Annotated in this window: 21 protein-coding genes and 1 tRNA gene; 12 read left to right on the top strand and 10 right to left on the bottom strand. The window is 73.8% G+C overall.

All coding sequences use genetic code 11. The annotated features are described in order from the left end of the window. Positions 1-8: 8 nt before the first annotated feature. Both CRP29_RS00955 and CRP29_RS00950 read right to left on the bottom strand, forming a co-directional pair. On the bottom strand, positions 9-611 hold the full coding sequence (locus tag CRP29_RS00955; RefSeq protein WP_097193207.1) for a biliverdin-producing heme oxygenase: 603 nt from the start codon (positions 609-611) through the stop codon (positions 9-11). An 11-nt stretch (positions 612-622) separates the two neighbouring features. Next, positions 623-1,174: a DUF488 domain-containing protein gene (locus CRP29_RS00950; RefSeq protein ID WP_097193206.1), complete on the bottom strand. Its 552-nt coding sequence runs from the start codon at positions 1,172-1,174 to the stop codon at positions 623-625. 54 nt (positions 1,175-1,228) lie between these two features. Between CRP29_RS00950 and CRP29_RS00945 the strand changes: the two genes are divergently transcribed. Next, positions 1,229-2,410, top strand: a complete 1,182-nt coding sequence (locus CRP29_RS00945; protein ID WP_245852242.1) for an MFS transporter — start codon at positions 1,229-1,231, stop codon at positions 2,408-2,410. Here the strand turns inward: CRP29_RS00945 and CRP29_RS00940 are convergent. The 4 genes from CRP29_RS00940 to CRP29_RS00925 form a co-directional block, all read right to left on the bottom strand. Next, complete coding sequence (locus CRP29_RS00940) at positions 2,400-2,744, bottom strand: hypothetical protein (RefSeq protein WP_097193204.1); 345 nt, start codon at positions 2,742-2,744, stop codon at positions 2,400-2,402. The two genes, CRP29_RS00945 and CRP29_RS00940, sit on opposite strands and share 11 nt — an antisense overlap. 74 nt (positions 2,745-2,818) lie before the next feature. Continuing rightward, a complete protein-coding gene (locus tag CRP29_RS00935; RefSeq protein WP_217991412.1) occupies positions 2,819-3,649 on the bottom strand; it encodes an ABC transporter permease in 831 nt (276 codons plus the stop codon). Then, complete coding sequence (locus CRP29_RS00930; RefSeq protein WP_097193203.1) at positions 3,646-4,572, bottom strand: ABC transporter ATP-binding protein; 927 nt, start codon at positions 4,570-4,572, stop codon at positions 3,646-3,648. The genes CRP29_RS00935 and CRP29_RS00930 overlap by 4 nt, the downstream gene beginning before the upstream one ends. Before the next feature lie 184 nt (positions 4,573-4,756). Further along, entirely contained in the window at positions 4,757-5,818 is a 1,062-nt protein-coding gene (locus CRP29_RS00925; protein ID WP_245852240.1) for an NAD(P)-binding domain-containing protein, read from the bottom strand. Between the two features lie 172 nt (positions 5,819-5,990). On the opposite strand from CRP29_RS00925, the gene CRP29_RS00920 reads away from it, so the two are divergent. Genes CRP29_RS00920 through CRP29_RS00900 form a run of 5 tightly spaced genes read left to right on the top strand, consistent with a single transcriptional unit; the run spans position 5,991 to position 10,992 of the window. Continuing rightward, positions 5,991-6,782: an ABC transporter ATP-binding protein gene (locus tag CRP29_RS00920; protein ID WP_097193201.1), complete on the top strand. Its 792-nt coding sequence runs from the start codon at positions 5,991-5,993 to the stop codon at positions 6,780-6,782. Next, positions 6,770-7,657 carry an ABC transporter ATP-binding protein gene (locus CRP29_RS00915; protein ID WP_245852238.1) on the top strand — a complete coding sequence of 296 codons (888 nt, stop codon included), beginning with the start codon at positions 6,770-6,772 and terminating at the stop codon, positions 7,655-7,657. The genes CRP29_RS00920 and CRP29_RS00915 overlap by 13 nt, the downstream gene beginning before the upstream one ends. After that, complete coding sequence (locus CRP29_RS00910; RefSeq protein ID WP_097193199.1) at positions 7,654-8,544, top strand: branched-chain amino acid ABC transporter permease; 891 nt, start codon at positions 7,654-7,656, stop codon at positions 8,542-8,544. The genes CRP29_RS00915 and CRP29_RS00910 overlap by 4 nt, the downstream gene beginning before the upstream one ends. Next, positions 8,537-9,757, top strand: a complete 1,221-nt coding sequence (locus CRP29_RS00905) for a branched-chain amino acid ABC transporter permease (RefSeq protein ID WP_097193198.1) — start codon at positions 8,537-8,539, stop codon at positions 9,755-9,757. Before CRP29_RS00910 ends, CRP29_RS00905 begins: the two co-directional genes overlap by 8 nt. Beyond that, positions 9,754-10,992, top strand: coding sequence for an ABC transporter substrate-binding protein (locus CRP29_RS00900; protein ID WP_097193197.1), 1,239 nt, complete (start codon positions 9,754-9,756; stop codon positions 10,990-10,992). The genes CRP29_RS00905 and CRP29_RS00900 overlap by 4 nt, the downstream gene beginning before the upstream one ends. A gap of 40 nt (positions 10,993-11,032) precedes the next feature. On the opposite strand, the gene CRP29_RS00895 is transcribed toward CRP29_RS00900, so the two are convergent. After that, the gene (locus tag CRP29_RS00895) at positions 11,033-12,190 is read right to left on the bottom strand and encodes an MFS transporter (protein ID WP_097193196.1); all 1,158 of its coding nucleotides are present in this window, start codon (positions 12,188-12,190) and stop codon (positions 11,033-11,035) included. A 131-nt stretch (positions 12,191-12,321) separates the two neighbouring features. Here CRP29_RS00895 and CRP29_RS00890 point away from each other — a divergent pair, with 131 nt between their 5' ends. Continuing rightward, positions 12,322-12,708, top strand: a complete 387-nt coding sequence (locus CRP29_RS00890) for a DUF6394 family protein (protein WP_097193195.1) — start codon at positions 12,322-12,324, stop codon at positions 12,706-12,708. Between the two features lie 12 nt (positions 12,709-12,720). Beyond that, on the top strand, positions 12,721-14,520 hold the full coding sequence (locus CRP29_RS00885; RefSeq protein ID WP_097193194.1) for a potassium channel family protein: 1,800 nt from the start codon (positions 12,721-12,723) through the stop codon (positions 14,518-14,520). A gap of 130 nt (positions 14,521-14,650) precedes the next feature. On the opposite strand, the gene CRP29_RS00880 is transcribed toward CRP29_RS00885, so the two are convergent. Next, positions 14,651-14,726, bottom strand: a tRNA-Lys gene (locus CRP29_RS00880). A gap of 234 nt (positions 14,727-14,960) precedes the next feature. Between CRP29_RS00880 and CRP29_RS00875 the strand changes: the two genes are divergently transcribed. From CRP29_RS00875 to CRP29_RS00860, 4 genes are all read left to right on the top strand, one after another. Then, positions 14,961-16,124 (top strand): L,D-transpeptidase, encoded by a 1,164-nt coding sequence (locus CRP29_RS00875; RefSeq protein ID WP_245852237.1) that lies wholly within the window; start codon positions 14,961-14,963, stop codon positions 16,122-16,124. 83 nt (positions 16,125-16,207) lie between these two features. Then, positions 16,208-16,660, top strand: a complete 453-nt coding sequence (locus CRP29_RS00870; RefSeq protein ID WP_176522777.1) for a hypothetical protein — start codon at positions 16,208-16,210, stop codon at positions 16,658-16,660. A gap of 56 nt (positions 16,661-16,716) precedes the next feature. Then, positions 16,717-17,796 (top strand): sialidase family protein, encoded by a 1,080-nt coding sequence (locus CRP29_RS00865; RefSeq protein WP_097193192.1) that lies wholly within the window; start codon positions 16,717-16,719, stop codon positions 17,794-17,796. Beyond that, positions 17,793-18,074 carry a ubiquitin-like small modifier protein 1 gene (locus CRP29_RS00860; RefSeq protein ID WP_097193191.1) on the top strand — a complete coding sequence of 94 codons (282 nt, stop codon included), beginning with the start codon at positions 17,793-17,795 and terminating at the stop codon, positions 18,072-18,074. The genes CRP29_RS00865 and CRP29_RS00860 overlap by 4 nt, the downstream gene beginning before the upstream one ends. A 1-nt stretch (position 18,075) precedes the next feature. Here CRP29_RS00860 and CRP29_RS00855 read toward each other — a convergent pair whose 3' ends face one another. Then, positions 18,076-18,318, bottom strand: a complete 243-nt coding sequence (locus CRP29_RS00855) for a hypothetical protein (protein ID WP_097193190.1) — start codon at positions 18,316-18,318, stop codon at positions 18,076-18,078. A gap of 140 nt (positions 18,319-18,458) precedes the next feature. Next, positions 18,459-19,361 carry a 4-hydroxy-tetrahydrodipicolinate synthase gene (gene dapA / locus CRP29_RS00850; protein WP_097193189.1) on the bottom strand — a complete coding sequence of 301 codons (903 nt, stop codon included), beginning with the start codon at positions 19,359-19,361 and terminating at the stop codon, positions 18,459-18,461. Positions 19,362-19,498 lie beyond the last annotated feature (137 nt).

Raw genomic sequence — 19,498 nt, 5'->3', positions numbered from 1 at the left:
CCGGTCCGTCAGGCGGGGACTGCCGGCAGGGCGGCGGGTCGGCACCAGTCGGCGAGGTCGCCGAAGGTCGTGCGTGCCGCGGCGAGCAGGGTGGCGACGTCGCCGCCGTCGGCTGCCCGCGCCCGGGTGGCCCGACGGAAGGCGGCCCACATCGCCCCGGTCTCGCTCCCGTAGGGGGAGAAGGCGCGGATGGCGACTCCGGCCAGCTCCGGCAACGTGGCCAGGTGTCGGTCGATGAAGACGCCGCCGAGCGTCGACCCCTCGAGCACGTACATCCGGCCCAGCGCCTCGTCGGTGCTCCGCACCGGCGCCAGCTCCGGGGAACGCTCCGACGCGCCGGCCCCGAGTGCCGCGAGGTCCAGCGCGAACAGGGGAGCGCGACGCCGGCGCGTCCACTGCAGCCGCTCGGCGTCGGCGGGGTGCTCCGCGGCCCACGTGTCGAGACCGGCCTCGGCGGCGCACCAGAAGCCGTGCATAAGGTCCAGCACGTGCGCCAGCCGGGCCCGGCTCAGCGCCGGGTCGAGCAGGGCGAGGGTGCGTTCGACGTCCTCGTGCTCGGCCGCCGTCCCCGTCCGGAGCAGGCGCAGCACGTCGTCGTCGTCCGCAGCCATCGCCGTCGAGGCTACGGGGTGGCCGGTCCGCCCGGAGGGGACGCCGGCCAGGTGAGCACCCCCTCGCCGCTCACGACCGCTCCGTCGGAGGGCCGGTGCGGGGCGAGCCGGCCGTCGGGCATCAGGTGGGTCACCGGCACCCCGCGCCCGAGAACGGCGACGTCGGCGATCAGCCGGCGGTGGCAGCGCCACCACACGCTCTCGCTGCACATCACCGCCACCGTCGCCGTGGCCGCGGCGGCCAGCAGGTCGTCGAGCGCGACGGTGAACTCCGGCGTCCGGGTGTGCGCGGCGTAGGCGGCGAACTGGGTCACCGTCCACCAGTCGTCGGTCACGGGCACGTCCTTCGGCAGGCTGCGCCGCCCCCCGAGGCGGGTGTCCCACCGGTAGTCGATGCCGAGGGCGGGCACCCACCGCTCGAGCTCCTCGCGGCGCACGTCGGGGTTGACCCGGCTGCCGGGGAAGCGGCGCACGTCGACCAGCAGGTCCAGGCCGGCGTCGACCAGGGCGGCGCCGAGGGCGGCGCGGTCGCGCGGTCCGTGGCCGAGGGTCAGCAGTGGCACGGCTCATGCCTACCCGTTCGCGGTCGGGCCGGCTCGGGCGGTCATGCTCGACAGGTGGACAGGGCAGGGGTGCGGGAGCGGACGTCGTTGTGGCGGTCGCGCGGGATGCAGGCGCTGATCGGGGTGACGTTCCTCGGGTTCGCCAGCTACAGCCTGACCCTGGCCTCGCTGCCCGTGTACGCGGTGCGCGGTGGCGCCGCCGAGAGCACGGCGGGCGTCGTCACCGCGGTCTTCCTGGTGGTCACCATCGCCGTCCAGGCGACCATCCCGGGGCTCACCGCCCGGTTCGGGGCGGGTCCGGTGCTCGTCGTCGGGCTGGTGGCCATGGGCGTGCCGTCGCCGCTCTACGTGCTGGACGACGGCGTGCTCTGGATCAGCGCACTCTCCGCCGTGCGCGGGGCGGGGTTCGCCATCCTGACCGTGCTCGGTGCCACGCTGTCGGCGCAGGTCGCCCCACCGGAGCGGCGCGGCGAGTCGATCGGCCTGTACGGCTTGGCGATCGCGATCCCGAACCTCGTCGCGGTCCCGGGCGGTGTGGCGCTGGTGCTGGGGGACTCGGTGGCCTGGCTGGCGTGGCTCGGCGCCTCGCCCCTGCTGGGCGTCGCGCTGGTGCCGCTGCTGATGCGCTCGGTCGGGCCGCAGCCCGGTCGCGCCGCCGCCGGGGCGAACCGCGCGGGGGTGCTGGCGGCGCTGGCCCCCTCACTGGTGCTGTTCGCCGTCACGATGGCCGGTGGCGGGGTGGTGACCTTCCTGCCGATCGAGCGTCCGGACGGCGTCCTGGCCACCACGGCCCTGCTGCTCTTCGGCGCGACCGGTGCCGTGACCCGCTGGCGGGCGGGCATGCTCGCCGACCGCCTGGGCGCCCGGCTGCTCCTCCCGCTCGCGGTCGTGCTCGCGGCGGTGGGGCTGGTGGCCGTCGGCGCCGGGCTGGCCGCCGGGGACGCCTGGGTCCTGATCGGTGCCGCGGTCTTCGGCATGGGCTTCGGCGCGGTGCAGAACCTGACGCTGCTGGCGTCGTTCACCCGGGCCGGGGACGCCGGGACGACGGCGGCCAGCGCGATGTGGAACGCGTCCTTCGACGCCGGGACGGCCACGGGGGCGCTCGCGCTCGGCGTCCTGGCCGCCGGCATCGGCCTGGACTGGACCTACGTGCTGGTGGCCGCGGCGCTTGCCGCGCTGCTGCCCGTGGCGGCTGCGGCCGCGCGCCCGAGCCGGGATCGAGCGCTCAGCCGGTGAACCGTGCGGCCGCGGCGGCCAGCGAGCGGAGGAAGAGGATCTCCTCGCCCGACGCCCGCAGCCAGGCGCGCAGCCCGTCGACATCGGTGCGGGAGCGGTCGCGCAGCTGAGCGAGGTTCACCTGGCGGGTGCTGGCCTGGGCGCGCTGCGCCGTCGGCAGCGCGCGGCCCTCGGCGCGGGCGATCACGGTGAGCCCCGCACCGAGGAAGACCACCTCGCGGATCTCGGTCAGGCCCTCGAGGAGGGCGTCGGCCGCCGGGTCCTCAGCGGCCAGCAGGGACAGGAACTCGTCGGCACGGCGGCGGCCCTCGGCGGCCGGATCGGGAGACGTCACCGCACCACTGTCCCCCGGCCGGAGCGGCCGGCGGGACGGGTGGGTGGGCGACGGGTGGGAAGGGGCGGCTCGGATCAGGCGTCGCGGCGCGCGAACACCACCCAGGCGACCGCGAGCAGGGCCAGCACCTCGGCGGCGAACACCGCGAACCCGGGCCACGGGGCCATCAGCTCCGGGTTGAAGGAGACCGGCGCCGCGATCGGGGAGCCGGCGTTGCCCGGCATGAGCTTCGCCGTCCACTCGCCCCAGGCGCCCGGCAGCAGGAAGGCCATGTTGCCGACGACGAAGACGAGGGCGAGCACGGCGGACAGCGCGGCCGCGGTGTGCCGGACCAGGATGCCGACGGCCGCGGCGAACAGGCCCAGCCCGGCCATGTAGAGGCCGCTGCCGACCATCGAGCGCAGCACGCCGTCGTCGGTCAGGGCCAGGCCGACGCCTTCGCGGTCCAGGAACCAGTTGCCGGCGAAGTACCCCGCGAAGGCGGTGACCGTCCCGAGGACGAACAGCGTGCCGGAGAGGACGAGCGCCTTCGCCAGCAGCACCGACCCGCGGCGGGGTGTGGCGGCCAGCGTCGCCCGGATCATCCCGGTGCCGTACTCGGCGGTGACCGTCAGCGTGCCCAGCACGACCGCGGTGATCTGGGCGAACGTCATCCCGAAGGTGATGAACGAGCCGGGGGACTCGTCGGCCTCGCTGCTGGCCAGCCACTCGGCGTTGGTGGCGCAGATCAGCGCGGTCAGGCCGGCGCCGAGGACGAACAGCATCACGGCCGACCACGTCGTCGAGCGGACCGACCAGAACTTGATCCACTCCGAGTGCAGCGTGGACGAGAACCCCGGACGGGTGCCGGGCACATTGCGGCGGGGGTCCAGCGCGACGGTGCTGCTGGCTGCGGTGACGGTCATCGGGTCGCTCCGGCGAGCTCGGCGCCGTCGCGAGCGGTGTACTCGACGCTCGAGGCGGTCAGGGTCATGAAGGCGTCCTCGAGGGAGGAGCGCACCAGGGTCAGCTCGTGCAGGTAGAGCCCCTTGTCGCCGACGAGCTCGCCCACGGCTGCGGCGTCGAGCCCCTGGACGTGCAGCTCGCCGTCGACGGGGGTCACGTCCGCGCCGGCACCGCGGAGCACGTCGGCCACCTGGCCGCCCTGCGTGCGGACCCGGACGAAGGAGGCCGCGTGCTCGGCGATGAAGTCGGGCATCGAGCAGTCGGCGAGGATCCGGCCGCGGCCGATGACGACCAGGTGGTCGGCGGTCAGCGCCATCTCCGACATCAGGTGGCTGGAGACGAAGACGGTGCGCCCCTCCGCGGCCAGCCGGCGGGCCAGCGTGCGCACCCAGCGGATGCCCTCCGGGTCCAGCCCGTTGACCGGCTCGTCGAGGACGACGACCGGCGGGTCGCCGAGCAGCGCGACCGCGATGCCGAGCCGCTGCCCCATGCCGAGGGAGAACTTGCCGACCCGGGTGCCGGCGACCGCCTCGAGCCCGACCAGGCCGAGGACCTCGTCGACCCGCGCGACCGGGATCCGGTTGCTGGCGGCCAGCCAGCGCAGGTGGTCGCGGGCGGAGCGGCCGGGGTGCAGCGCCCGCGCCTCGAGCAGGGCGCCGACCTCGCGCAGCGGGGCGGGGGAGTCGCGGTAGGCGCGGCCGTTGACGGTCACGCTGCCGGCGGTCGGCCGGTCCAGGCCGAGCACCATGCGCATCGTCGTCGACTTGCCGGCGCCGTTGGGGCCGAGGAAGCCGGTCACCCGGCCCGGGGCGACGGTGAAGGAGACGCCGTCGACGGCGGTCTTGGCGCCGTACTGCTTGGTGAGGCGCGCGACGTCGATCATGGCCGCGCCCCGGTCGGGGGAATCGCTGGAGTCATGGCCGGAAGCCTCGCGGCGGGCGGGTGCCCGGCACATCGGGGAGCGCCCTGAACAGACCCTGAACGTTCCCCTACGGGCATGCCCCGGCGAGATCGCCGATGTGGGGCGTTCCCACCCGCCTATCGCCCATCGCCGATGTGGGCGGGGGTCAGGCGGTGCGGGCGAGCTCCGGGCGGAGCAGCCGGCGCAGCTGCCGGGCCGCCGACTGCCCGGCCCGGTTGGCGCCGATCGTGCTGGCCGACGGGCCGTAGCCGACCAGGTGGACCCGCGGTTCGCCGGCGACGTGCGTGCCGTCCATGCGGATGCCACCGCCCGGCGCCCGCAGGTGCAGCGGCGCCAGGTGACCGATCGCGGCCCGGAACCCGGTGGCCCACAGGATCGCGTCCGCGCGGACCGACGTCCCGTCCCCCCACTCGACGCCGTCGGGGGTGATCCGGTCGAACATCGGCCGGCGGCGCAGGACGCCGCGGTCGAGGGCGTCGCGGATGTAGGGCGTCGAGGTGAGCAGGCCGGTGTGGCCGACGACGCTCCCGGGACGGCGGCCCTCGCGCACCGCCCGCTCGACCTCGGCGACGACCGCGCGGCCGGCGTCCTCGTCGAGGACGCCGTCGCGCCAGACCGGCTCGCGGCGGGTGACCCACGTGGTCGAGGCGACCCGGCTGATCTCGCCGAGGAGTTGGGTGGCCGATGCGCCGCCGCCCACGACGACGACGTGCTGACCGCGGAACTCCTCCGCCGAGCGGTAGTCGACGGTGTGCAGCTGGCGGCCCCGGAAGGTCTCCTGGCCGGGGTAGCGGGGGACGAACGGACGCGTCCAGGTGCCGGTGGCGTTGACCACGGCGCGAGCGGTCCAGGCGCCGGCGTCGCTCTCGACCCGGAAGCGGTCGTCGTCGGTCCGGCGGACGGCGGTGACGCGGACCGGGCGGAGGACCGGCAGGTCGAGCCGGCGCTCGTACTCGGCGTAGTAGGCGGGCACCGACTCGACGGCCGGCGCGGTCGGGTCGGCCGGCGCGAACGGCAGGCCGGGCAGGTCGTTCACCCGGTGCGTACTGGTCAACGTGAGCGAGGGCCAGCGGTGCTGCCAGGCCCCGCCGGGCCCGGCGTCGCCATCCAGCACCACGAACCCGGTGTGCGCCTCGAAACCCTGACGGAGCAGTCCGTAGGCGGTGGACAGCCCGGCCTGACCGGCCCCGATGACGACGACGTCCACGTCCCGGCCGGCCTCCACGACCGGTCGAACGCCGGACCGTGCCGGGGCCTTCCCCGAGGTGGGCGCGGAGGAAGACGTGACCGAACTGTGAACTCGAGGCTCCCGAAACGGCTGGTGATGGCCTTAGAGTCCCGCTCATGTGGTCCAGATCACACCTCTCGGGTGGTGGCCGGTGCTGAGCATCCAGGACCTCCACGTGACCTACGGCGGGGCCGTGCAGGCGGTCCGCGGCGTGTCCATGGAGATCCCCGACGGCGAGGTCGTCGCCGTCCTCGGCAGCAACGGGGCCGGGAAGACGACGCTGCTGCGCGCGATCTCCGGCACCCTGCGCCTGCACCGCGGCCGGATCGACTCGGGGTCGATCCGCTTCGGCACGACCGACCTGGCCGGGCGCGATCCGGCCCAGACCGTCCGCATGGGCCTGGTCCAGGTGCCCGAGGGACGGCGGATCTTCGGCCGGCTCACCGTCGAGGAGAACCTCCGCGCCGGCGGCATGGCCAGCAGGGACAAGGCGGCGAAGGCGCGGGCCCAGGACCGGGTCTACGACCTGTTCCCGGTGCTCCGCGAGCGCAGCTCCCAGCGCGGCGCCCTGCTGTCCGGCGGCGAGCAGCAGATGCTCGCGATCGGGCGCGCGCTGATGGCCAGCCCGAAGCTGCTCCTGCTCGACGAACCGTCGCTGGGGCTGGCGCCGCGGATCATCGGCCAGATCGGCCAGGTCATCGCCGAGATCAACCGGCAGGGCACGTCGGTGCTGCTGGTGGAGCAGAACGCGACGATGGCCCTCGGCGTCGCCCACCTGGCCTACGTGCTCGACGTCGGCGAGGTGTCGCTGTCGGGGGAGGCCCGGGAGCTCGCCCGCACCGACGAGGTGCAGCGCCTCTACCTGGGCCACGACGGGGACGGCGACGGCACGACGCGCCGGCGCGCGACGTCGGGCCGCAAGCTCTCGCGGTGGACGCAGTGAGCGCCCCCGGAGCGGCCATCGACGTCCGGTCGGACGTCCCCCCGGTCCAGGTGGAGGACGTCACCGTGCGGTTCGGTGCGATCACCGCCCTGTCCGGGGTGTCCTTCACCGTGGAGCCCGGCACCATCCACGCGATCATCGGCCCGAACGGGGCCGGCAAGTCGACGATGTTCAACGTCCTGTCCGGCGTCTACAAGGCCGCCGAAGGTCAGGTCCGGTTCGGCGAGCACCGGCTCGACCGGATGCGGCCCTACAAGATCGCGGGCATCGGTGTCGCCCGCGCGTTCCAGAACATCGCACTGTCGGCCGGCCAGAGCGTCGCCGAGAACCTGATGCTCGGGCGGCACCACCTGACGAAGGCCGGGTTCATCGCGGCGGGGCTGAGACTGCCGCTGGCCACCCGGGAGGGGAAGCTCCACGGCGCCCGGGTCGCGGAGATCGCCGACTTCCTGGAGCTCGGCGAGAAGCTGCACACGCCCGTCGGGGTGCTGTCCTACGGCGACCAGAAGCGGGTGGAGGTCGCGCGGGCGCTGTGCACGGAGCCGCGGCTGCTGCTGCTGGACGAGCCGGTGGCCGGCATGAACGCCGAGGAGACCCACCGCATGGCGGAGGCGATCCTGGAGATCCGCGCCGGGCTGGGCATCTCGGTGATCCTGGTCGAGCACGACATGGGCATGGTCATGTCCCTGGCCGACCGCGTGACCGTCCTCGACTTCGGCCGGCGCATCGCCGACGGCACCCCGGCCGAGGTGCAGCGCGACCCCGAGGTCATCCGGGCCTACCTCGGCTCCGGTGACGAGATCGACCCGTCGGAGGCGGCGGAGGCGGCCGCGGCCGGCGCCTCCTCCTCCGAGACCCCAGGGATGCCGTCGTGACCCAGTTCCTGTCGCTCCTGCTCAACGGCATCTCGCTCGGCGCGATGTACGCCCTCATCGCGCTGGGCTTCGTGATCATCTTCAAGGCGAGCGAGGTGGTCAGCTTCACGCACGGTTCCCTGCTGCTGCTGGGCGCCTACTCCATCGCCCGGTTGTCCGAGCCCCTGGGCTTCCTGCTCGCTGCCGTGGTGGGGATCGCGATCACCGCGCTCGCGGCGTTCGTCATCGAACGCGTGATCATCAACCGGCTCCGGGGGGCGGCGGTGATCAGTCTGGCCATCGTCACCATCGGCGTGGACATCATCCTGCTCACGGAGCTGATCCGGCGGATCGGTTCGGACATCCTCAACGTCCCCCACCCGTGGGCCGGAGGGTCGGTCCGGGTCGGTGACGTCGGGATCTCCGAGAACCGCCTCATCGCGATCGCCGTCGCCGCCGTCCTGATCGGGCTGTTCTTCGCCGCCTTCAAGTACTCCAACTGGGGCATCGCGATGCGCGCCTCGGCCGAGGACGGCGAGACCGCGGCGCTGATGGGCATCAAGCAGGGGCGGGTGTCCGCTCTGGCCTGGGTGGTCGCGGGCGTGCTCGCCGCGGTCGCCGCCCTGTTCCTCGTCGGCTCGCCCACCCCGGGGGTCAGCCCGAGCACCTACGCCGTGGCGCTGCGGGCCTTCCCGGCCGCGATCCTCGGCGGCCTGGACTCCACGGGAGGAGCGCTCGTGGGCGGCCTGCTGATCGGCATCGCCGAGGCGATGGCGGCCGGCTACCAGGACCAGCTGCTCTTCCTGGGCCGCGGGTTCAGTGCCGTCGTCCCCTTCATCGTGATGATCGCGGTCCTGATGTTCCGCCCGTCGGGCCTGTTCGGGACCAAGGAGCTGACCCGTGTCTGAGTCGACCCTCACCGAGGCTCCCGGGGCCCATCCCTCGGGGGTCGGTCGCCCCGCGCCGGCCGGTCGTCGCCGGTCCTGGCTGCGCCCGCTGCTGCTGGTCCTGGGGTTGGTGGTGATGCTCGCGCTGCCGCTCTACGTGGAGGAGTTCTGGCTGCGCACGGGGTTCGCCGCCGCCGGCGCGATCGTGGGCGCGATCGGCCTGAACCTGCTCGTGGGAACCAGCGGCCAGCTCTCCCTCGCCCACGCCTTCTTCCTGGCCGTGGGGGCGGTCAGCTACGTCTACGTCTCCGGGGAGCCGGGCGGCCTCGGCGTCGCCGAGCTCGGCGGCCTGGGCCTGCCGCCGATCATCGGCATGATCGTCGGTGTCCTCCTCGCCGGCCTCGCAGGGCTCCTCTTCAGCCCGCTGGCGGCGCGGCTGCGCGGCATCTACCTCGGGGTGGCGTCGCTGGCGCTGGTCTTCATCGGCGTCCACGTGCTCAACAGCTGGACCGAGGTCACCGGCGGTTTCAACGGGCGGTCGGCACCGGAGTTCTCGCTGTTCGGCTTCACCTTCGGCAACCGCGATCCGGAGCTGTACGTGCTCGAGGTGCCGTTCCGCGAGGCCGAGCGGCTCTGGTACCTCGGGCTCGTCCTCGCGCTCGCCGCCTACCTCTTCGCCCGCAACATCCTGCGCAGCCGCCCGGGCCGGGCACTGCAGACGCTGCGGGACAGCGAGGTCGCGGCGTCGGTCATGGGCGTCAACGTCCAGGGCTACAAGGCCCGCATCTTCCTCGTGAGCTCGATGTACGCCGGGCTGGCCGGGGTCATGTACGCGCTGTCGATCGGCAGCATCGCCCCGGAGTCCTTCGGCCTCGAGCTGTCCATCCTCTACCTCGCCATGATCGTCCTCGGTGGCCTGGGCTCGGTGAACGGGGCCGTGCTGGGGGCGATCTTCGTCAGTGCGCTGCCACTGGTCTTCCAGCGCTACGCCGACCTGATCCCCTTCGTGGGCGGCGGCGGGCTGGCGGCCGGTGAGGCGGCCCGGTTCCTGTTCGGTGCGGCCATCGTCCTGGTGATCCTCTTCGAGCCCGCCGGCCTGGCCGGTATCGCCAACCGCATCGCCGGCCGGTTCCGCCGCCCCGGCGGACGGGTCACCGAGCACCCACCCGACACGCCCACCCGAACCAGTGAACCCAGTCCGTCCGACCCGCCAGCCCAAGGGAGCACCACGTGAGACTCAGCAAGCGTTCGACCGGCGTCACGATGCTGGCTGCCAGCGTCGTCCTGGCCGCCACCGGCTGCAGCACCAAGGCGCCGGAGAGCAGCGGGGGAGGTGGCGGCGATGCGGCCGACGTCCAGACCGACATCGGCGTCGAGGGGGAGACCATCCGGCTCGGCGTCCTCACCGACCTCACCGGCGTCTTCGCCGCTCTGGGGAAGGACATCACCCAGGCCAACGAGCTGTTCTGGGAGGACAACCAGGTCTGCGACACCTACGACGTCGAGCTCGACGTGCAGGACACCGGCTACGTGCCCCAGCAGGGGGTGCAGCTGTACAGCGGGATGAAGGACAGCATCCTGGCGATGCAGCAGACGATCGGCTCGCCGATCAACACGGCACTCGCACCCGAGTACGAGTCCGACCAGATCGTCAACTTCCCGTCCGCCTGGTCCAAGACGCTCACCGAGATCCCCGGGACCGGTGTCGTCGGTGCGACGTACGACGTGGAGATCGCCAACGGGTACGACTACCTCTTCGAGGAGGGTCTTCTCGCCGAGGGCGACACGGTCGGCCACATCTACTTCGAGGGCGAGTACGGGGCCAACGGGCTCGCGGGTACCCGTGCCGTCGCTGAGGAGATGGGCCTCGAGGTGATCGAGGCGCAGATCAAGGCGACCGACCAGGACATGAGCGCGCAGGTCACCCAGTTCGCGGCGGCCGGCGTCGACCTCATCGCGCTCACCGTCGCCCCCGGGCAGACGGCGTCGGTGGCCACGGTGGCCGAGGCGCAGGGGCTGGACGTGCCGATCCTCGGCAGCAACCCGGTCTTCGCGCCGGGCCTGCTGCAGGGGCCGGCGGCCAACTGGCTGAAGACGCACCTCTACGTGGCGTCCCCGGTGTCGTCGTTCGACGCGCACCCGGAGCTCCTCGAGCAGTACAAGGAGGCCTACCCCGAGGCCACGGTCAGTCTCGGCGTGGTCGTCGGCTTCGGGATGAGCGAGATCATGAAGCAGGTCCTCGACGCCGCGTGCGAGAACGGTGACCTCACCCGCCAGGGCGTCGTCGACGCCTTCAACGAGCTCGAGGAGGTCGACACCGGCGGTCTCGTCGTCCCGATCCGCGGCTTCGAGACGGGCCAGTCGCCGAGCCTGGAGAGCTTCGTGCTCCAGCCGGCCGACGTCGAGGGCGGCGCCACGGTCCTGGCCGAGGCCTTCGAGGGTCAGTTCGCGGAGAAGATCGCCGGCTGAGCCGGAGGACCCGGCGCCCCTGCCCCGCAGGGGCGCCGGGTCACAGCCGACCGGACCGCGCGACCGGTACCAGGCGCAGGGCGAGCAGCCCGGCCAGGACGGCGGCTCCGGCGAGCGGCACCGGCGCCGACGAGGCCCGCGCGCCCACGGCCATCGCGTACGGCGCGGCGAACCCCAGGTAGGCGCAGGCCAGGAACAGCGACGTCAGCGCGCCGAGCCGGGCCGGCGCGGCCAGCCGGGCGGTGAGCGTCAGCCCGGCGGCGAGGCAGAGGCCGCCGCCGGCGCCCAGCAGCGGTGCGGCGAGGGCGAGCCAGCCGACGGCCTCCGTCGTCGCGAAGACGACGGCCGCCGCGAAACCCAGCGCGCCCAGCCCGGCACCGACGACGGCGGTCCATGCCAGGAACCGCTGCTGCAGGCCGGCCACCAGCGTGCCGGCCCCGAGCGTCACGCCGGCCAGGACGCCGGTGACCGCCACCCCGCCGTAGGGCAGGTCGACCAGCAGGGGCACCGCGCTGATGATCGTGGAGGGGAACGCGTAGACGCACACCGCGACCGGTGCCAGCACGGTGAGCACCAGGAGCCCGTCGCCCGGACGGATCAGCGGGGCGCCGGCCGGCCGGTCGGGCCCACTGGGAACGGGGCGGCGGAGATCGACGGTCTCGGGCAGCCGGAGGGCCAGCACCAGACCGATGCCGACCAGCACCACGTGCACCAGGTAGGGCAGCACCGTGGGCGCCGGCCCGTACTGGCCGAGCAGCCCGCTGGTGAGGGGGCCGAGCGAGAACCCCGCCGTCATGGCGAAGGCCGCGCGCCGGCCGCCGGCCCCGTTCCCGGAGGCGCTCGACAGCTCGCCCAGCCAGGCGCTGCCCACGCTGAACACCATGCCGCTGACGACGCCCTGCGCGAAGCGGGCGAGGAACAGCAGTGCCAGGGCGTCCCCTGCGGCGGCGAACGCCACGGACGCGAGCGCGGAGAGCACCATCCCGGGCAGCGCGACCCGCCGGCGGCCGAGCCGGTCCGACAGCGGACCGGCGACGAGCAGCGCGGGCACGAGCCCTGCGGCGTAGACCCCGAAGAGGGTGGTCAGCACCTCGGGGGACAGGCCCAGCCGCTCCTGGTAGACGAGCAGCAGCGGCGTCGGGACGTTGGTGCCGGCCGCCACCGCGAACAGTGCGAAGGCCGCCCGCTTCCACGCCACCGGGGCACCCTACGGACGGCGATGCCGGCGCGGTCGGCCGCCGCGCCCCGATGCCATGATCGTCTCTCCGGCGCGCGCACTCGGCCCTCGACCACCACGATCAGTGCGACGACGCGACGGCGGGAGGCCGGGTGAACCTGGAGAAGGTGGTGTTCGGGTTCTTCGTCGTGCTCGCCGCGACGTTGAACTTCGGGTTCTTCATCGGCGACATCGACGACCCCGCGCAGCACAACCCGTACGAACTGTTCGCGGCGGTGGTGGTCAACCTGATCGCGACGGTGCTCAAGTTCGGGGACCGCACGCAGATCGGCGCCGTCCACCTCGCGACGAGCCTGGTCGCCGACCTCCAGCTGATCGGCGCCGCGCTGGCGTTGGGCTACGCCACCTACGTGTCCACGGCCGGCATGAACGAGTCGTGGACGGCGAGCGTGGTCTCCCTGTCGGGCGGCGCTCTGCTGGCCAACATCGTCTCGGTCGTGCTGCTCGTCGTGGAGACGGTCTCCTTCCACCGCGGGTGATCGGAGGCGGTCATGGGCAACCCCCTGCTCACCTTCTGGAAGCAGCTGCTCGACGGTGACGACGAGCGGCACGAGCGCCGGGCCGTGCTGCGGGTCGCCGCCGCATCCGCCTCCCAGGCCTCGGCCACGGTCTTCCTGATCCTTCGGCGCATGCGGACGCCGCTGATCGTCCTGATCATCATCTTCGCGGTGAGCGTGCTGGGCCTGACCCTCATCCCCGGTCGGGACCTCGACGGCGAGCCCTCGCGGATGGGCTTCTTCGACGCCTTCTACTTCATGAGCTACACCGCGTCGACGATCGGCTTCGGGGAACTCCCGTACCCGTTCACGTACAGCCAGCGGATGTGGGTGACGATCTCGATCTACCTGACGGTGATCGGCTGGGCCTACGCGATCGGCTCGCTGCTGGCCCTCCTGCAGGACCGCGCCTTCCGGTCGGCGCTGGCGCTGCAGCACTTCAGCCGGAAGGTGTCCCGGCTGCGCGAACCCTTCGTGCTCATCGCCGGCTACGGGCGGACCGGTGAGCTGCTGGGGCACTCCCTCGACGGCCTGGGACGGCGATTCGTCGTCGTGGACAAGGACGGCGAACGGATCGACGGCCTCGAGCTCGATTCCTACCGCGGCGACGTCCCCGGGCTGACGGCCGACGCCAGGGACCCGGGGCACCTCGCCGTCGCGGGGCTCGACCACTCCACGTGCGAGGCGGTCGTCGCGCTGACCGACGACGAGGAGGCCAATCTCGTCATCGTGATGGCGGCCGGCCTGCTCCGCCCCGAGCTCCCGGTCATCGCCCGGGTCACGTCCCGCCCGCTCGCCGACCGCATGCAGGCCTTCGGCAACCCCAGCCTGGTCAACCCCTTCGACCGGTTCGGGGACCACCTCCGCCTGGCGCTGCGGGCACCCGCCTCGTACCAGCTCCTGACCTGGCTCGAGAGCGGGCCGGGGGGCGAGCTGCCCGACCGTGGCTCACCCCCACGGGACGGGCGCTGGATCATCTGCGGGTACGGCCGGCTGGGCCGGGAGCTGACCGCCGACCTCCGCGCCGAGGGCCTGGACGTGACGGTCATCGACGACTCCCCGGAGGACGTCGACGAGCCCGCCCTGCTGGTCGGCGACGGGTCCGACCCCTGGGTGCTGGCGCAGGCGGACCTCGACCGCGCCGTCGGCCTGGTCGCCGGCACGGACAACGACACGACGAACCTGTCCCTCGTCGCGGCGGCCCGGCGGAGCAAGCCGTCGCTGTTCCTCGTGGCGCGGCAGAACCGGCCGGCGAGCGCGCCCCTGTTCGCCGCCATGGAGATCGATGCCCTGCTCGTGCCGAGCGAGGTGGTCGCCCACGAGGTCTACGCGCAGCTGTCCACGCCCCTGCTGTGGCGGTTCCTGCGAGAGATGCCCGCGCGCGGTGACGCGTGGGCGGCGGGTGTCATCGACTCGCTCACCAGTGTGTGCGGCACCCGCCTCCAGTCGCTGTGGAAGCTGCGACTGACCGACTCGGAGGCGCCGGCGCTGGGGGGCTGGCTCACGTCCGGGTCGGCCCGGCTGGGCGACCTGCTGCGCAACCCGGAGGACCGGGGTGACCCCCTGCACGTCGTCCCGCTGCTGGTGCTGCGGGGCGACGAGGCCACGCTGGCCCCGGACGGGGACTTCGTCCTGGCCGCGGGGGACGAGCTGCTGCTGGCCGGCCGGCCCGGGTCGCGCCGGTCGCTGGACACGACGCTGTTCGTCCCGTCGGTCCTGGAGTACGTCGTGCACGGCCGCCGGGTGCCGTCGAGCTGGATCTGGCGGAAGCTGGCGCGCGAGCCTCGGCCCTGACCCAGACTGCGGGCGGGTTGCCGACGTCGCCGCGGCGATCGCGCCCGCAGAGCCCGCACGGGAGTGGCAGGGTCGGGCGGGCCTCGGGAACGACGAACGGCCCGGTCCGTGAGGACCGGGCCGCTCCGTCTGGTGCGCCATCAGGGACTCGAACCCCGAACCCGCTGATTAAGAGTCAGCTGCTCTGCCAATTGAGCTAATGGCGCGAGTTGCCCGGCGGGCCGGGCAACGAGGGAGAACGATACCAGCGCCCCCGCCGCCCGGTACGGGGTGGCAGGGAGTCCCTCGCCACACCTGCGCACCCGGGGTTCCCGGGGTCCGGTGCCGCACGTCGCGGCCCGGATGTCGTCCTGACGTGGACACTGGTGTCTCCGGTGCCCGTCGTGGTGCCGGTCGGGGAGAGGAGTCGCGAGGTGCGGCGAGCAGCGGCGGTTGTGGCAGTGGGGGCCCTCGTGTTCCTCGCGGGGTGCAGTGGCGACGACGAGGGCGGCGGCTCGGGCGGATCAAGCGGTTCGGCGAGCGGGGCGGCCCCGGCGCAGCTCACCCTCGCGCCGGCCGACGGCGCCGCGGACGTCTCCCCGGTCACCCCGCTCGAGATCTCCGTGACCGACGGCGAGCTCGCCGACGTCACGGTGGTCGACGCCGCGGGCAGCCCCGTCGAGGGCGAGAGCGCCGAGGTGCCGGGCGACCCGGCCACCGAGGTCTGGACGGCGGCCACCCCGCTGGCCTACGGCACCACGTACACCCTCACCGCGACGGCGACCAACGCCGACGACGAGGAGGCCGAGGAGTCGACGACGTTCACCACCGTGTCGCCGGCGACGCTCTCCACGCCGTCCGTCGGACCGCTGGGCGGCACCACCGTCGGGGTGGGCATGCCGATCCGCGTCTACTTCGACGACCCGGTCGCCGACAAGGCCGCCGTCGAGAGCCGCCTCGTGGTCACCAGCTCCACCCCGACCGACGGGGTGTGGAACTGGCTCACCGACAGCGAGGTGCACTTCCGCCCGTCGCAGTACTGGCCGGCCGACACCGAGGTCACCCTGGACGCCCGGCTCTACGGGGTCGACTTCGGCGACGGCGTCTGGGGCGAGAAGGACCGCACCGTGGAGTTCTCGATCGGCGACCGGCACGTCTCGATCGCGGACGCCGGCACGCACACCCTGGACGTCTACGACGGCGACCAGCTGGTGCAGAGCTGGCCGATGAGCGCCGGTGGCCCCGACTTCCCCAGTCGCAACGGCCCCCATGTCGTCACCGAGCTCAACCGGGACCGGGTCATGGACTCGAGCACCTTCGGCGTCCCGGTGGACAGCCCGAACGGCTACCGCACGCCGGTCGAGTACGCGGTCCGGCTGTCGAACAACGGCGAGTTCGTGCACGCGGCCCCGTGGTCGGTGGCCCAGCAGGGCAACACCAACGTGTCGCACGGCTGCATCAACCTCTCCACCGAGCGAGCCGCCTGGTTCTTCGGGTTCTCGCAGCCCGGCGACGTCGTCGAGATCAAGAACTCGATCGGCCCGACCCTCTCCTCGGCCGACGGCGACATCTACGACTGGGCCATCCCGTGGGACGAGTGGCAGGCCGGCAGCGCCCTCAAGTGAGTCCTCGGACCTGACGGCGGAGCCCGGGGCGTTTCCTGGCTCCGGTCGGGGGGCACCCACCCCGTCGACCGGAGGAGGTCGTCGTGGACACCTGGCTGATCATCGTGCTCGTCGTCGTCGCAGTGGTGCTCGTCGCGCTGCTGGTCCTGGCCCTGAGCAAGCGTTCCCGGATCTCGCGCGCCCGCAGGCGCGAGGAGGCGCGCGGGAACCTGCAGGAGGCCCAGGTCCGGGGGGCCCGCGCCGAGAAGGAGCAGGCGCTGGCCGAGGAGCAGGCGGCGGCTGCCCGCCGCCAGCTGGCCGAGGCGCAGGAGCGCGCCGCCCTCGCCGAGCAGGAGGCCCGCGAGCGGTCCGCCCGCGCTGACGAGGACCGGACCGCCGCCGAGGAGCTCCGCGCCCGGGCGAAGAAGGACGCCCCGGACCTGGTCCGCGGTGACGGGGCCGCCGACGGGCCCGGCCGCCACTCCGCCCAGGCCGCCACCGCCCCGGACCAGACGCAGATCATCGACCCGAACGAGGGCGGCGCCACCCGCCGCTGAGTTCCGCCCCGGTCGGCGGTCCTACGTCTGAGGACCGTCGACCCGGGAGGGGCACCATGACCGATCTGCTGGCGATCGGCACGCGCAAGGGGCTGTGGCTGGCCCGCAGCGAGGACGACCGGCGCACCTGGCGCATCGGGGAGCCGCACCTGCTGGCCCAGGAGGTCGCGGCGGTGAGCATCGACACCCGCCGGGACCGTCCGCGGGTGCTGGCCGGCATCCAGTACGGCCACTGGGGCCCGTCGGTCGTCCGGTCCGACGACCTCGGGGCGAGCTGGGAGGAGACGGAGTCGGGCGCCGTCCGCTTCCCGGAGGACACCGGTGCGGCGCTGGCCCGCGTGTGGCAGCTGCGTCCCGACACCGCCGACCGTCCCGACGTGGTGTGGGCCGGCTGCGAGCCGCACTCGCTGTGGCGCAGCACCGACGGCGGCTGCAGCTTCTCGCTGGTCCGCGGGCTGTGGGACCACCCGCACCGGCCCACGTGGGAGCCCGGTGCCGGCGGCGGCGCGGTGCACACGGTCCTGCCCGATCCGGGATCGGACCGGGTCACGGTCGCGATGAGCACCGGCGGTGTCTACGTCAGCGAGGACGGCGCCTCGGACTGGGCCCCGCGCAACCGGGGGATCAGCGCCGTCTTCCTGCCGGAGCCGCCGGAGTACGGCCAGTGCGTGCACAAGGTCGCCGTCGACGCGGGGGATCCGGCGCGGATGTACGCGCAGAACCACTTCGGCGTCTACCGGACCGACGACGCCGGCGGCTCGTGGACGTCGATCGCCGAGGGCCTGCCCGCCGACTTCGGGCTCCCGATCGCGGCGTCGCCGACGACGCCGGGCACGGCGTGGGTGGTTCCGCTGGTGGCCGACATGGAGCGGGTGCCGCCGGGTGGGCGGCTACGCGTGCACCGGACCCGCGACGCCGGGGTGAGCTGGACCGAGTCGGGGGAGGGGCTGCCGGACGGCGCCTGGACGGCGGTGCTGCGGGACGCCTTCTGCGTGGACGACGGCGATCCGACCGGCGTCTACGTCGGCACCCGCGACGGCTGCGTCTACGCCAGCACCGACGAGGGCGACACCTTCACGCTGGTCGCCGAGCACCTGCCCGACGTCCTCGCGCTGCGCGCCGTCCGGCTGCCGTGAGTGTCCAGGTGGTGCTGCCGGGCGTGCTCGCCGACCTCGCGGGCGGCGCCAAGCACCTCGACGTCGACCCTGCGGGCGGCACGCTGGCCGACCTGCTGGACGCCGTCGCCGCGCGGCACCCGACGCTGGACCGGCGGATCCGGGACGAGACCGGGCGGGTGCGCCGGTTCGTGAACGTCTACGTCGACGGCGAGGACGTGCGCTGGCAGGGCGGGCTGGCCACCGCCGTGCCCGACGGCGCCGTCGTGCAGGTGCTGCCCTCGGTCGCCGGCGGCTGAGTCAGAGGGCGGCGAGCTCCGCGCACGTCTCGCAGAGCTGCTGGTCGTCGTAGCCCGCGGGCGGCCACGGCTGCTGCTCGTCCATGGAGACGTAGGCGCCGCACAGCGCCTTGCGGCTCTGCCCGCTGACCCGGCCGATGGTGGCGTGCGCCGGGCCGATCTGGCGCGGCTTCAGCCCACCCACGCCGAAGGAGCCGACCATCACGACCGCGTGTGCCGTGCCGTACGCGTAGACGCTGGTCATGCTCGTCAGGGTGGGAGCACCGGCAGCCCGGGGCCAGCACCCCCGGGTGCGTGTTCGGCGCACCCGCCACTCCCGCCCCGCCCGTCGCGGCAGCGGGTCGACGGGCGCCCCTCGAGGGGTGCTCCGGAGCCGGGGCCGTGCTATCGGGGCGCGAGCGCGGCGGAAAGCGCGGCCCGCACCTCCGCGGTCTCGACCTCGTCAGCCGGGAGCTGAGGCAGCCGCATCGCCGGGCCGGGGATGCGGCCGAGCAGGGAGAGCGCGAGTTTCGCGCGCAGCGCCCCGTTCCCCGTCCCGGCGATCAGGTCGATCACCGGGAGCACCGACCGGAACACCTCCCGGGCGCGTTCCGGCTCGCCGGCCTGCGCCAGCGCGATGACCTGCGCGAGCTGCTCGCCGACGAGGTGGCCCGCCATGCTCACCAGGCCGACCGCCCCGACCGCGAGGAACGGCAGCAGCAGGCTGTCGTCGCCGCAGTACCAGGCCAGTCCGGTCTCCGGCATGAGCCGGAACGCGGCGAGCGGGTCCTCGGTGGCGTCCTTGATGGCGGTGATCCGCGGGTGCTCGGCCAGCGTGCGCAGCGAGTCGGCGCCGAGCCGGAGTCCGGCGCGCGCGGGCACGTCGTAGAGCATCACCGGCAGGTCGGAGGCGTCCGCGACGGCGGTCAGGTGCGCGACGACGCCGTCCTGCGACGGGCGCGAGTAGTACGGCGTGACGGCCAGCAGACCGTCGGCGCCGGCCTCGGCCGCCTGCCGCGCCAAGCCGACCGCGTGCCGGGTGTCGTAGGAGCCCGCGCCGGCGAGCACGACCGCGCGGTCGCCGATCGCCTCGACCACCACCCGCACCAGCTCCGCTTTCTCCGCGTCCGAGGTGGTCGGCGCCTCGCCCGTCGTGCCGTTGAGCACCAGGCCGTCGTGCCCGGAGTCGACCAGGTGCACCGCCAGCCGCGCGGCCGCGTCCAGGTCGAGTTCCCCGTCGTCGGTCATCGGCGTGACCATCGCCGTCAGCAGGGCGCCGAAGGGCGGGGCGGCGGGAGTGGCGGGCATGGCCGGGGAATCTACGTGCCCCGGCTCGCTCCCCGCCGCCGCCGTCGGCGGGCGGCTCGTGTGACCTGGGCCTCATGGCTGTCGGGGGCGTTGGCTATCTTCTGCGCAGCCTCCGCCTGGAGGCGTGGTCCCGACCC

It is taken from the genome of Blastococcus aggregatus, assembly GCF_900221005.1.
GTDB classification, from domain to species: Bacteria; Actinomycetota; Actinomycetes; order Mycobacteriales; family Geodermatophilaceae; genus Blastococcus; species Blastococcus aggregatus.
Note: the sequence above shows the minus strand (reverse complement) of the source record. Positions and strands in the feature narration are given on the sequence as shown.

Coding starts and splice junctions, on each gene's coding strand:
- CRP29_RS00955 (WP_097193207.1), bottom strand. CDS start 611: ATGGCTGCGGACGACGACGACGTGCTGCGCCTGCTCCGGACGGGGACG.
- CRP29_RS00935 (WP_217991412.1), bottom strand. CDS start 3,649: ATGACCGTCACCGCAGCCAGCAGCACCGTCGCGCTGGACCCCCGCCGC.
- CRP29_RS00930 (WP_097193203.1), bottom strand. CDS start 4,572: ATGATCGACGTCGCGCGCCTCACCAAGCAGTACGGCGCCAAGACCGCC.
- CRP29_RS00885 (WP_097193194.1), top strand. CDS start 12,721: ATGGGCAACCCCCTGCTCACCTTCTGGAAGCAGCTGCTCGACGGTGAC.
- CRP29_RS00865 (WP_097193192.1), top strand. CDS start 16,717: ATGACCGATCTGCTGGCGATCGGCACGCGCAAGGGGCTGTGGCTGGCC.
- CRP29_RS00855 (WP_097193190.1), bottom strand. CDS start 18,318: ATGACCAGCGTCTACGCGTACGGCACGGCACACGCGGTCGTGATGGTC.
- dapA (WP_097193189.1), bottom strand. CDS start 19,361: ATGCCCGCCACTCCCGCCGCCCCGCCCTTCGGCGCCCTGCTGACGGCG.